This window comes from Trichococcus sp. ES5 (assembly GCF_900067165.1).
GTDB classification, from domain to species: domain Bacteria; phylum Bacillota; class Bacilli; order Lactobacillales; family Aerococcaceae; genus Trichococcus; species Trichococcus flocculiformis.
In genome coordinates, this window is sequence record NZ_FJND01000016.1 from 1 (window position 1) to 12,875 (window position 12,875).

A 12,875-nucleotide genomic window follows, 5' to 3' on the forward strand; every position below is an offset into this window, starting at 1 on the left:
AAAACTATGCGGTATTAGCACCCGTTTCCGGATGTTATCCCCCTCTTATGGGCAGGTTACCCACGTGTTACTCACCCGTTCGCCACTATCTTCTCAGTGGAAGCAAGCTTCCATAGAAAAGACCGTTCGACTTGCATGTATTAGGCACGCCGCCAGCGTTCGTCCTGAGCCAGGATCAAACTCTCATGTAATGTGGGCTCTTGTACAGAAACCCTCATGAAAAGCTGAATAGCTCTTAATTTCTTGCTGACTTTATGTTTGCGATACGATGTATCGCCTTCGTTTGCTTCGACCGAAGTCTAAGCTCCCTGCACATTTGGTTCGTTCATTCTTCATTCAGTTTTCAAAGGTCTAATTATGTCGCACGTTCTCACATGACAACTTCTATATGATACCACTTGCGCAACCAGTTTGTCAACAACTTTTTTAAAAATGTTATTAATGAATTGGCCTGGAAGTTCATACTGTCATCAACGACCTTGGATACTTTTGCGGTTGTCCATTTGATCTGCCAACGAATAACAATCTTACCTGTTTCAGAGCTTTTTGGCAAGTCTTTTTTTGATTGAATATATTTTTTTATTGCATAATGACGGCAAAAGCTCTCTGCAATAGGATAAAACATTCATTTGCAGCAAAAAAGAAGGTTCACTCCAAAGTCATTTCTTCGGAATGGACCTTCTTTCCATTATAGTTTCAGCACATTTTCTACTTTTTCCAATGTGATTCGATATACGAATCTCGTCCTGAATGCGAACGGTATCCGTGATAATGCGCACTGCTTTTTTTGTAGAAATCCTGATGATATTCTTCTGCGGCATAAAACGGTTGTGCCGGTTCAATGGAAGTCACGATTGGTTTAGTGAATTTCCCACTGTCCTGTAAAGCTTGTTTCGATGCTTCCGCTATCTCTTTTTGTTCCGCTGTATGATAAAAAATTACCGGACGATAAGAAGTGCCGCGATCTACGAATTGACCCATGGCATCAGTTGGATCCGTCTGCTGCCAGTAGACCTCCACCAAGTCTTTGTACGGGAACAAAGCTGGGTTAAATGTGATTTGAACAGCTTCCGTATGCCCGGTCGTTCCGGAACACACTTCTTCATAAGTAGGGTTTTCTGTGTGTCCGCCCGTGTACCCGGAAACGACTGATTCGATGCCTGGTAGACTGTCGAACGGCTTGACCATGCACCAAAAACAGCCTCCAGCAAAAGTAGCTTTTTCCAATTTTGATTCGCTCACTATCCTCATTCCTTTCGTATGCGTTTACGTATGAAATGATTGTATCATATACCCAGAAGCTTACGCGCATATCTTGCTTATGATCAGCGTTTGTTGCTTGCGTTCTCTTTGGTTATTTTTGTGATGCCGCCCATATATGGCACAAGTGCATCAGGGATTGTGACGGAACCGTCTTCGTTTTGGTAATTTTCAAGTATCGCAGTTACAGTGCGGCCGACAGCCAGCCCTGAGCCATTCAACGTGTGCACAAATTCCAGTTTCCCTGTTTCTTCGTTACGGTAACGGATTTTCGCGCGGCGGGCTTGGAATGCCTCGGTATTTGAACAAGAACTGATTTCCCGGTAGGTATCTTGAGCCGGGATCCAGACTTCTATATCATACGTTTTGGCTGCGGAGAAGCCCATGTCGCCCGTGCATAACGTGATCGTACGGTGCGGCAAGTTCAAGCCTCTCAGCACCGCTTCAGCATCGTCCGTCATTTTTTCCAACTCTTCATAGGAAGTTTCCGGTTTGCTGAATTTCACCATCTCCACTTTATGGAACTGGTGCATCCTGATCAGTCCTCTTGTGTCGCGTCCTGCGCTTCCGGCTTCAGAACGGAAAGACGGACTCATCGCTGTGAAATAGACCGGCAAATCTGCTTCATTCATGATTTCATCGCGATAATAGTTCGTCAAAGGAACTTCCGCCGTAGGAATCAGCGTAAAGTTGCGTTCATCCGTCAATTGGAAAACGTCCTCTTTGAATTTAGGGAATTGTCCCGTACCGAACATGGATGCTTCATTCGCCATGTATGGCGGAATCATTTCCGTATAGCCATGCTCTTCGGTATGCAGATCCAGCATATAATTGTAGCAAGCGCGCTCCAAGCGGGCTCCCAGGCCTTTATAGAAGACGAAACGGCTGCCGGTCACTTTAGCGCCGCGTTCGAAGTCCAGAATATCCAATGCCTCGGCGATATCATAGTGGGCTTTTGGTTCGAAATCGAACGCGCGCGGCGTCCCCCATCTTCTTACTTCCACGTTATCCTCTTCATCTGCACCGACAGGAACGGAGGCATGCGGCAAGTTAGGCAATCTTGTTGCGATGAAAGTCGTCTTCTCTTCGATTTCATTCAGTTCTTCATCCAATGCTTTGATTTTGTCGCCGACTTCTTTCATTTCGGCAATCTTATCATCCGCATTCTCTTTGTTGCGTTTCAATTGCGCAATTTCCTGGGAAACGCCATTGCGGTATTGCTTCAGGTTTTCCGTCTCAACGATTTTCTCCCGTCGTTGCGCATCCAATTCCTTGAATGTCACCAACTCTTCCGTTTTAACGCCACGTGCAGCCAATTTCTCTGCAGTATCTTCAAATCCATCCCTCAAAAATTTTACATCCAACATATGCTTTCCTCCTCATTATTTGTACAAAAATAGCCACTCCATCCCTAGAATAATCTGGGACGAAATGGCTTTAACGTTCGCGGTACCACCCAACTTCAGCCAGTCCCGATCAGGTCTGGCTGCGCTTCATTGCGTTAACGGACGGATCCGGAACAATTTAGTCAATTTCTTGTTTTCATTGTTCGCTTCATGTGGGGATTCAACAGGTGAAGGGTCAGTTCTCACCGAACCACTGACTCTCTGGGGCGCTTCACATCATTTACTGGTCACATGCATGGCTTTCTCTATTCAATTGGTCTAAGCTTCGATACCCTCATTTTACTGAACAAACCCTGTGCTGTCAATAATGCGACGGTTTTCCGTTAAACCCTCAGCTCTTCAGGATCAGTCAAAAAACCCTCCGACAAAATCGGATACTGTTTGCCAAGCTTTTCCGAACAGGTCTCCGACAACACGACCGCCGCGCACAAATATATTGGCTTTTTCAACGCTGCTTGCCACTGCGACTTTGACACCCTCGGAGGTCGCGCCGTCCAGATAACCAAACTCATCACCTTCGACCGTCACAGCGACGGACCCGACTTCAGTTCCTTTTTCGATAGGCGCTTCAATCTCGCCGTCCTCATTCAGGCTCTCTTCCGCCGGTGTGAAAACAGTTGTGAGCGCGAGCTCTTCCGCACCTTTTTCGGTAACGGTCACCAGGTCTTCGTTGTAGACAAGCCCGACCTCTGTTTGCTTCCCTTTGGCCACGGTAATCGGTTCTTGCGTGGAAACAGCCTCGCCTTTTGTCGCTACCGTCGTCTTCTCAAAGGTTGAGAAGGCATAGTCCATCAAGCGCCCCGTTTCCTTAAAGCGCTTGGTGCTCTCATCAGCACCGATGACCACGGTGATGATCCGCATATCATCCTGAACGGCTGTACCAGTAAAGGATGCACCCGACTCCAGTGTTGTTCCGGTCTTCAGACCGTCCACACCTTCACGATAATAGAACATGCCAGGCAACATCAAGTTATAGCTGTGCATCATGATTTCGTCGGATGTTCCCGCTTGGAAAGCCAACTCCGGCACGGCAGTTGTTTCCAAAACTTCAGGGTAATCATCGATCAGATGATCCGCAACCATCGCTACCCCGCGCGCAGTCATTTTATTGTATCCATCAGACGATGCACCCGGATAAAGATGCTCTTCCGGCATATCGCTGTTCGACAAGCCTGTGACATTATAAAGTTCATAATTATCTACGCCCCACTCATCCAACTGAGCCTTCATCAAATCAACGAACTTCGCTTCCGAACCAGCCAAAGCTTCCGCTAAAGCGATCGTCGATCCGTTTGCGGAATAGATTAATGCGGACTGATAAAGTTCTTCCACGGAATACGTGATGTCCTGACGCAAAGGCACATTGGAAAAGTTGTAGTTCTGGCTGACTTTATAGACGTAATCGCTGACGGTGATTTGCTTGTCCCAAGCCAATTTGCCTTCTTCGATGGCTTCGAGTATCAAGTAGATACTCAGCATTTTTGTCATTGAGGCAATGCCCAGTGCCTCATCCCCATTTTGGTTCATAAGTACTTTATCTGTTTCATCTTCTATTACGAAAGCGGCTTTCGCATCGATAGAAGGTTGTTCAGCAGCCAAGGCAACCGGTGCAACAAACAAGCTGTTCACCAATACCGAGGCCGCCGAAATTGTTCCCATGATCATTTTTCTGTTTTTTATAGTTATCATTGTTTGTAGTTATCTCCAATCAGTCATTTCGTTCGGTTGATATACCCTTCTATGTTAGCGGAAATGGCATAAAAAGACAACCAAAAAAAGGAACGTACACAGAAAACGTACGTTCCTTATTCCTTGGCAACTGGAGTCTGTTTCAAGGGGAGATGCAGCACGAATTTGGTTTCCACCTCATCCGATTCCGCATAGATATATCCGCCGTGCAGTGTAACAATGCTTTGAGCAATCGCCAACCCCAGCCCGGTCCCGCCTGTCTCCTTCGAACGGGAATTTTCCACCCGATAGAAGCGCCCGAACAATTCCTGCAGCGATTCTTCAGGGATGCGCTCTCCGTTATTTTTTACGGCAACGATCACTTCAGAACCTATCTTTTCGGCTTCGATATGTACCCAAGTGCCGCCATGCGCATATTTCAGGGCATTGGAAATCAGATTGTTGAAGACACGGGCCATTTTATCGACATCCATTTCAATCATCAACGGATCCGTCTTCATGATAACCTCAATCTCCATATGGCGTTTGCGTGACTCCAGTTCATAATCCGCGACGATCTGCTCCAAAAAGTTCCCGATGTTGATCGTCTTCAACAACAGCGGTGTCGTCGGTTGTCGCACTTTCGTGTATTCGAAGAGATCATCGACAAGCACCTTCATCTGCAGCGCTTTTGTGTAAGCGATATGGATATATCGCAAAGCATCCTCTTCACTTGTGAATTGCTTATCCTCTATCAATCCCAGGTAACCGATGATGGAAGTCAAGGGGGTCCGGATATCGTGACTGACGTTCGTGATTAATTCATCTTTCGATTGTTCGATTTTCCGTTCCTCTGCCATCGCTTGGACCGTACTTTCCACCAGCGTATTGATGCTGTCCACAACATCAACATAGCTACCGGCATTGTTCGCATCGATCCGATGATCGAAGTGCCCCGCTGCGATATAATGCAATTCGTCCAGAATATGCGTCAGCTGCATCTGCTTGTATCTCCTGGCCAAACGCCAGCCAGTGAAGATGGCCGCAAAAATGGCCGCTATCCATTGAAAAACATCATCGTAAATAGTCAAGAACGCATCGACTACCATCACGAATCGCCTCAAGGAGGGAACTTCCCTCAAAATCATCGGAGGGTTTGCGACCAGTCGGTTGAACATCAGCTCCATCCCGATGTAGAGCAGATAGACGATACCCAGCGTCAACGCCCCTTCAAAAACGAGTTCACTCAGTTCTTTTTTTTTCAACTTGTTAAACAAAGCTGCAGCCTCCCAGCTGTTTTTTTTGCCAATGTGCCTACAGGCTTGCTTATTCGCCGATCTTATAGCCTACACCCCAAACGGTCTGGATGACCTTCTCGCCCCCTGTAGCCTCTTCAATTTTATCGCGGAGATGACTCACATGCACCATAACGGTCTTGGCCGATACGATACTCTCTTGTTGCCAAACACGTTCAAAAATTTCATCGGCACTGAAGACGCGATTCGGATGGCTCGCCAATAGGTGCAAAATACCAAATTCCAGCGCGGTCAACTGGATACTTTTCCCGTTCAGCGTCTTTACCTCATGGGAATCTTTCTTGATGATCAGCGGACCTATTTCGATCGAATCCACCTCTGCTGCATCTGCCTGCATAGTGGTCCTGCGCAAGAGCGATTTGATGCGAGCCATCACTTCCAGTGGATTGAACGGCTTGGAAACATAGTCGTCCGCACCTGTCGTCAACCCTTGGATTTTATCCATATCGGCGGATTTTGCGCTCAACATCAGAATCGGGATCGGATTGTTCTGTTCCCGCAGCTCCCTCACTACCGAGATGCCATCCTTCTTCGGCATCATCACATCCAAAATGATCAGTTGGATATCCGCATTCTCCTCAAGCTTGTGGAAAGCGTCCACGCCGTCATAGGCTTTTATCGGATCGTATCCTTCATTTTTGCAATAAATGCTCAACAAATCCACGATTTCCCTGTCGTCATCGACGATCAAAATTTTACTCATATCGGACAACCCTTTCCCCAAAATATGTATTTTTCCCCATCGTACCAAAGTGTTCTAAATTTTTGCTTAAGGAAGCATAAAGAAATTCCATTTTAATTATATCAGAAAGCCCCAGCAAACTGCGAACATAAGAAAAAACGCCCGAGAACAGTGTCCCGGGCGTTTTGGTTTCTTGCCTGTTTATCTATGGATGGAGTAGTTTGGTGCTTCTTTAGTGATTTGGATGTCATGCGGATGGGATTCGATCAATCCGGCACCGGACATCTTGATGAATTGTGCATTTTCGCGAAGCTCCTGCAGATTGCCGGCACCAACATAACCCATACCGGAACGGACACCGCCGAGCAGTTGGAAGATGATATCGCTGGCTGCCCCTTTATAAGCGACACGGCCTTCGATACCTTCCGGAACCATTTTCTTCGCTTCATTCACCCCGCCTTGGAAGTAGCGGTCGCTGGAGCCTTTTTCCATTGCCGCCAGACTGCCCATGCCACGGTATGTCTTGAAACGACGGCCTTGGAAGATTTCGAATTCGCCCGGAGACTCATCCGTACCAGCCAACATACTGCCCAACATGACGGCATGTCCACCAGCAGCCATCGCTTTGACGATGTCTCCCGAATACTTGATTCCGCCGTCAGCGATAATTGCTTTGCCGTATTCTCTCGCCACACTTGCAGCATCATAGATGGCTGTGATTTGCGGAACACCAACACCGGCTACGACACGGGTCGTACAGATCGAGCCCGGTCCGATTCCGACTTTGACTACATCGACTCCGACGTCAAACAAAGCGCGGGTTCCTTCTGCAGTCGCTACATTTCCGGCAATCAAGGTTGCGTCAGGGAACTGATCGCGGATTTCTTTAATTTTGCGGATAACGCCGGCGCTATGGCCATGCGCTGTGTCGATGACGATTGCATCTGCACCGGCATCCAATAAGGCTTGGGCACGTTCGAACGTATCGCTTGTCACACCTACTGCAGCCGCAACGATCAAACGGCCGTGTGCATCTTTTGCGGAGTTGGGAAACTCAATTACTTTTTCGATATCCTTGATTGTGATCAGACCAGCCAGACGGCCACTGTCATCAACTAGAGGTAATTTTTCGATTTTATATTTTTGCAGGATGGATTCGGCATCCTTCAAAGAAGTCCCTACAGGAGCGGTAACCAAGTGTTCTTTTGTCATCACATCGCCGATCGGAACTTGGTAGTCTGCAATGAAGCGCAGATCGCGGTTCGTCAAAATCCCTACCAACTTGCGATCTTCCATATCATTGACAACAGGCACACCGCTGATACGGTATTTACTCATGAGATTCTCTGCTTCAGAGACCAAGTGATCCGGGGTCAGGAAGAATGGGTCGATGATGACGCCACTTTCGGAACGTTTTACTTTATGCACTTCTTCAGCCTGCGCTTCGATGGTCATGTTTTTATGGATGACGCCCAACCCGCCTTGGCGGGCCATTGCGATTGCCATCGCCGAATCGGTAACTGTGTCCATACTTGCGCTTATGATAGGAATATTCAAGTGTAAATTTTTAGCTAAATCAATCGATAAATCCACATCGTTAGGTAATACATGGCTTTCAGCCGGGACTAATAATACATCATCAAAAGTAAAACCTTCTCTAGCGAATTTTGTTTCCCAATTTGACATTTTCGATGAACACTCCTTTTTATTTATGCTGATTTTTTATCATCTAAAATACCACCCTCAACAACCCACGTCAAGCGCAAAGCCCCCTTTATCATACAATTCTCATATAGCAGCGCTTTTTATCGAATGCTATTTATTTAAATCTGACGTAACGTTCGGAATTAACGCGTTCGGTTATGTCCTTTGATTCGTTTTCAGTTTTTTCTCTATCAATATACGAAAATAGCCGAGATACAAGTATTCCTTTGCATCTCGGCCTCCACCAATTGACGGGCTACAATATGCCGCCCATGATATGATATTTTTTCTTCAAATATACTTTTGCAGCAAAACCTATCCCAGCGATTCCAAGGTATATCCACGCAGGTAGCGCGATATTAATGCTTGCTGGAATAAGCATCATGGAAACAGTCATGATGAGCATCCAAAGCAGCATAGCACCTGTCGTCGCAAAGATATATTTCCCAAAGCCTTTTTCGCCTTTTGGAGCGTCTGGATTCGGCGTGTATTTAGAGATGACGAGCATGGCGATACCGCCCACAACAAAGTTCAGAATCAAGCTGATCAGACCCATTCCGATGACATCTTCGCCACTGTTGGTCAGCAAGGAAATCCCCGAAATCATCGCGAAAAGAGACCCTAGCAATAAACCGCCATCCAAAGCGATCAGCCAATCAGACGAACGTACTTTCACTTCGTTGTCTGACGGATTCACCAGGATATTCGAGGCGCACTCAGATACTGTGCCATATAATTGGCGGGCGGTTTTACCGGTTTTTTGGGCTTCCAGCAACTCCCGCATCATTTTATTGTAGATTTCCTCTCTTCGTTCCTCTTCCAGGTTTGCAGCTCTCAAGGTCCTGTCCAGCCCCATCATGTATTGTTCATTTCTTTTTGTCAAACTCTGCCATAAAGCTTTGTTTTCGACTTTCATTTGTGCAACACTCTTCGTTTCTTCCAATGATAAATCCTCCCTTGATTACATGCGGCACCCTTGTCAAACGTGTTGTGAATCCCTAAATCTGAAATAAAGAGAGATTCATCACACGCTCTTAGTTGAACTCTGAATCCCAGAAACCTCCGCCTAAGTTGCCAAACACACACGGACAAAAAGCGTCCGCTTTGTGCTTGGCCCCTTAGTGCTCGGTTTCTACCCGGGATTCATCGTATCCTTTTAGTTGAACTCTGAAATGCAGGGGATTCCGCCTAAGCTGACATTACGTCACGGCCAAACTGCGGCCGTTCTCGTAATATCCTCTTAGTGCTCATCCCCTCCCGCATTTCATCGTATCCTTTAGTTGAACTCTGAAATGCAGGGGATTCCGCCTAAGCTGACATTACGTCACGGCCAAACTGCGGCCGTTCTCGTAATATCCTCTTAGTGCTCATCCCCTCCCGCATTTCATCGTATCCTTTAGTTGAGTTCTGATTCGCAGATACCGCTCCCGTTTCACACCCAGCGTAGTGAACAAAAGAGGTTCACTTCGCTGGGTGCTCCAACGTCCGGGTATCTAAACGCGAATCATCACATCCTGTTATAGAACGGTTCTGAATCCTAGAGTTCTCCGCCTAACGCTGTTCAGGCCCACTCAGCCAAAACCGGGCTGCTTGGTCCTGAACAGCGTTAGTGCTCAAACTCTGAGCTCAGGATTCATCACACTCTTATACGTTAAACCTGAATTCCATTACGTCGCCGTCTTGGACTACGTAGTCTTTTCCTTCTAGTCTGACTTTCCCTGCTTCTTTGGCGGCTTGCATGCTGCCGTAAGCCAACAGGTCAGCGTAGGAAACTGTTTCGGCACGAATGAAGCCGCGCTCAAAGTCGGTATGGATGATTCCTGCCGTTTGTGGTGCTTTCATCCCTAGTCTGAAGGTCCAGGCACGAACTTCTTTTTCGCCTGCCGTAAAATATGTTCCCAGACCAAGCAACGTGTAAGCTTTACGGATCAGTTGATCCAATCCGGATTCTTTGATGCCCAACTCCGCCAGGAATTCAGCTTTTTCTTCGTCATCCAGTTCAGCCACTTCTTCTTCGATTCGGGCGCAAACGGTAACGACCTCCGCGCCTTCTGTCGCCGCAAAATCACGGACAGCTTGAACCATTTCATTGTCTCCGCCGGCTATTACGTCCTCTTCGGAGATGTTTGCGACATACAGAACAGGCTTTGTCGTCAAAAGGAATAAGCTCTTCACAAGCGGTTCTTCTTCGGGTGTGAATTCAATCGTACGCGCGGATTTGCCTTCTTCCAAAGTCGTCTTGATTTTTTCCAGGATTTCCAGTTCGCGCACAGCATCTTTGTCTTTTGTGCGGGCAATTTTGCTGATGCGTGTATAGCGTTTCTCGATGGACTCCAAGTCGGCAAAAATCAGTTCCAGGTTGATGGTTTCGACGTCATCCAAGGGATCCACTTTACCGCTTACGTGCGTGATGTTATCGTCTTGGAAACAACGGACAACATGACAGATAGCATCCACTTGGCGGATGTTGGCCAAAAATTTATTCCCCAAACCTTCCCCTTTGCTGGCGCCTTTTACGATGCCGGCGATATCCGTAAATTCAAAAGTTGTCGGGACGGTTTTTTTAGGTTTCACTAATTCTGTTAATTTATTCAAACGTTCATCGGGAACTTCGACTACTCCAACATTGGGGTCGATCGTTGCGAATGGATAGTTTGCGGCTTCCACTCCCGCTTTGGTGATGGCGTTGAATAAAGTGGATTTCCCGACGTTCGGTAACCCTACGATTCCTGCTGTTAATGACATTTCTTCACACTCTTTCCACTTATATTGCTTTTCATTTGTTCGTTCAAAGACCTATTCGACAGTTTCTTCTGCCTTAGTCAGTACTTTTTTCATTTTTTTCTCGAATTCGCGGCGCGGCATCATGACCATCTGCCCACATTTCAGGCATTTGATGCGGATGTCCATACCCATTCGGATGATTTCCCATGAGTTGCTTTTGCAAGGATGCGGTTTTTTCATTTCGACCACATCATGCAATCCATAATCTTGTTGTACCAAGGCCAAATGCACCTCTTTCTGATGTCTTCGTCTATTCTTAATCGTCCAGCGAAATTTGCAGGATATCCAAAATCCGGGTCAGGTCGGCTGGAGAAAGGTATTCGATCTCGATTTTGCCTTTTTCACCCTTACTGGATATTTGTACGGATGTCCCGAATTTGTCCATCAAACGTTCTTCACTCTCTTTGATGTATACCGGCTTCGTTTCTTTTTTCTTTTTATTTTTCTTTTTGGCGACATCACCGGGATTATTCAATTGTTGAACCAACAATTCCAAGTGTCGGACCGTGATGCCTTCTTCGGCAGCTCGTTTTGCCAGTTCGCTGATCAACGATTCATCGTTCAAACCCAAAAGCGTACGGGCTTGCCCCATAGAGATCACTCCCTCTTGCAGCATCCCCTTGACGTCCTGAGGCAGATTCAACAAGCGCAGATGGTTGGCGATGTACGGGCGGCTCTTGCCTAACCGTTGGGCGACATCCACTTGCGTAAGATTCAGCTTGTTCATCAAGGTTTGGTAGCCTTCTGCCTCTTCCAGCGGAGTCAAATCTTCCCGCTGCAGATTTTCCAGAATGGCGACTTCGATCATGGCTGTTTCGTCAAATTCACGGACGATTGCCGGGATTGTTGTTTTGCCGGCCAAACGGGACGCGCGGACGCGGCGTTCGCCTGCAATGATTTCATAACCCTTCACACTGGATTGGCGCAGGATGACCGGCTGGATGACACCGTTCAGCATGATCGAGTCAGCTAATTCCCGCAAAGTCGAATCATCAAAGGTTTTTCGTGGCTGATAAGGATTGGGACGGATCTCATCTAAAGGGATCTCCTGTACCTTCTCTGTCTTTTCATCGATTTTTTCGATATCTTCAAAGTTGCTGAAGAGCGCGTCGATGCCGCGTCCTAGCCCTTTGCTGTTTTTATTCGCCATCTGCTAACACTTCCTTTGCCAACTCAAGATAAACTTCCGCTCCTTTTGAACGGATATCATAGTCAACGATTGATTGTCCATAGCTTGGCGCTTCCGATAAACGGACATTGCGCGGAATGATTGTCTTGTATACTTTCTCTTTGAAATACTTTTTGACCTCATCCACGACCTCAAAGCCGAGGTTTGTCCGAGCGTCCAGCATCGTCAACAATACCCCTTCCAATTTCAGATCCTTATTGAAATGCTTCTGAACCAAGCGGAAGGTGTTCAACAGTTGACTCAACCCTTCCAAAGCATAGTATTCGCACTGAACCGGAATCAAAACCGAATCACTGGCGGTGAAGGCATTGATCGTCAAATGTCCCAGTGAGGGCGGGCAATCAATAAAAATGAAGTCGTATTCCTCACGCAATGACTGCACTGCCTCATAAAGGCGCGCTTCACGATGCGGCTGATTCGTCAACTCGATTTCGGCGCCTGCCAATTGGATGGTTGCCGGTACGACCCATAAATTTTCCCGTGAGGATTCTCTGATGACGTTCGCGATAGGCTCTTGGTTCACTAATACATCATATATATCTTTTTCAACATCCGCTTTTGAAATACCTAGTCCGCTCGTGGCGTTCCCTTGGGCATCACTATCTATCAATAACACTTTCTTGCCTAAGTAGGCCAAAGACGCTGCTAAATTGACGGTAGTCGTCGTTTTTCCGACGCCGCCTTTCTGATTTGCGACTGCAATAATCCGTGCCATCTGTTCTCCTCCACTTTCTGTCTTTCATTTGAAGCTACTGTGCCGCCGTTCTACTTTTTTGCCTAAAAAAAGAGAAAAAACGATACCTGCGCCTTTTCTCCTACGCATTTCTTCAAAATGAATCATCATTTATCGCTCAATATGTCTATTT

11 protein-coding genes, 1 rRNA gene and 1 other annotated feature are annotated in these 12,875 nt (G+C 46.8%); all 12 genes read right to left on the reverse strand.

Features of this window, described 5'->3' with window-relative positions; all coding sequences use genetic code 11:
• Positions 1-191: ribosomal RNA gene (locus TES5_RS11205) — 16S ribosomal RNA — on the reverse strand; the annotation flags it as partial.
• 517 nt (positions 192-708) lie between these two features.
• Positions 709-1,251 (reverse strand): peptide-methionine (S)-S-oxide reductase MsrA, encoded by a 543-nt coding sequence (msrA, locus tag TES5_RS11215; RefSeq protein ID WP_218587628.1) that lies wholly within the window; start codon positions 1,249-1,251, stop codon positions 709-711.
• A 74-nt stretch (positions 1,252-1,325) separates the two neighbouring features.
• Positions 1,326-2,627 carry a serine--tRNA ligase gene (serS, locus tag TES5_RS11220; RefSeq protein ID WP_068562088.1) on the reverse strand — a complete coding sequence of 434 codons (1,302 nt, stop codon included), beginning with the start codon at positions 2,625-2,627 and terminating at the stop codon, positions 1,326-1,328.
• Between the two features lie 52 nt (positions 2,628-2,679).
• Positions 2,680-2,912, reverse strand: a binding site (T-box leader).
• 99 nt (positions 2,913-3,011) lie between these two features.
• Positions 3,012-4,355 (reverse strand): serine hydrolase, encoded by a 1,344-nt coding sequence (locus TES5_RS11225; RefSeq protein WP_083546512.1) that lies wholly within the window; start codon positions 4,353-4,355, stop codon positions 3,012-3,014.
• A 116-nt stretch (positions 4,356-4,471) separates the two neighbouring features.
• A complete protein-coding gene (locus TES5_RS11230; protein ID WP_072763777.1) occupies positions 4,472-5,611 on the reverse strand; it encodes a sensor histidine kinase in 1,140 nt (379 codons plus the stop codon).
• 49 nt (positions 5,612-5,660) lie between these two features.
• Positions 5,661-6,353, reverse strand: coding sequence for a response regulator transcription factor (locus TES5_RS11235; protein ID WP_068562090.1), 693 nt, complete (start codon positions 6,351-6,353; stop codon positions 5,661-5,663).
• A gap of 180 nt (positions 6,354-6,533) precedes the next feature.
• Positions 6,534-8,018: an IMP dehydrogenase gene (guaB, locus tag TES5_RS11240; RefSeq protein ID WP_068562091.1), complete on the reverse strand. Its 1,485-nt coding sequence runs from the start codon at positions 8,016-8,018 to the stop codon at positions 6,534-6,536.
• A 274-nt stretch (positions 8,019-8,292) separates the two neighbouring features.
• Positions 8,293-8,979 carry a DUF1129 domain-containing protein gene (locus TES5_RS11245; protein WP_083546513.1) on the reverse strand — a complete coding sequence of 229 codons (687 nt, stop codon included), beginning with the start codon at positions 8,977-8,979 and terminating at the stop codon, positions 8,293-8,295.
• A 701-nt stretch (positions 8,980-9,680) separates the two neighbouring features.
• Entirely contained in the window at positions 9,681-10,781 is a 1,101-nt protein-coding gene (gene ychF, locus TES5_RS11250) for a redox-regulated ATPase YchF (protein ID WP_068562092.1), read from the reverse strand.
• Positions 10,782-10,832: 51 nt separating this feature from the next.
• Positions 10,833-11,039, reverse strand: a complete 207-nt coding sequence (locus TES5_RS11255; protein ID WP_086988996.1) for a DUF951 domain-containing protein — start codon at positions 11,037-11,039, stop codon at positions 10,833-10,835.
• Between the two features lie 37 nt (positions 11,040-11,076).
• Complete coding sequence (locus TES5_RS11260; protein WP_068562094.1) at positions 11,077-11,970, reverse strand: ParB/RepB/Spo0J family partition protein; 894 nt, start codon at positions 11,968-11,970, stop codon at positions 11,077-11,079.
• A complete protein-coding gene (locus TES5_RS11265) occupies positions 11,960-12,724 on the reverse strand; it encodes a ParA family protein (RefSeq protein ID WP_068562095.1) in 765 nt (254 codons plus the stop codon). The genes TES5_RS11260 and TES5_RS11265 overlap by 11 nt, the downstream gene beginning before the upstream one ends.
• Positions 12,725-12,875: the final 151 nt, after the last annotated feature.

Coding starts and splice junctions, on each gene's coding strand:
- TES5_RS11225 (WP_083546512.1), bottom strand. CDS start 4,355: ATGATAACTATAAAAAACAGAAAAATGATCATGGGAACAATTTCGGCG.
- ychF (WP_068562092.1), bottom strand. CDS start 10,781: ATGTCATTAACAGCAGGAATCGTAGGGTTACCGAACGTCGGGAAATCC.
- TES5_RS11265 (WP_068562095.1), bottom strand. CDS start 12,724: ATGGCACGGATTATTGCAGTCGCAAATCAGAAAGGCGGCGTCGGAAAA.
- guaB (WP_068562091.1), bottom strand. CDS start 8,018: ATGTCAAATTGGGAAACAAAATTCGCTAGAGAAGGTTTTACTTTTGAT.
- TES5_RS11260 (WP_068562094.1), bottom strand. CDS start 11,970: ATGGCGAATAAAAACAGCAAAGGGCTAGGACGCGGCATCGACGCGCTC.
- msrA (WP_218587628.1), bottom strand. CDS start 1,251: ATGAGGATAGTGAGCGAATCAAAATTGGAAAAAGCTACTTTTGCTGGA.
- serS (WP_068562088.1), bottom strand. CDS start 2,627: ATGTTGGATGTAAAATTTTTGAGGGATGGATTTGAAGATACTGCAGAG.
- TES5_RS11235 (WP_068562090.1), bottom strand. CDS start 6,353: ATGAGTAAAATTTTGATCGTCGATGACGACAGGGAAATCGTGGATTTG.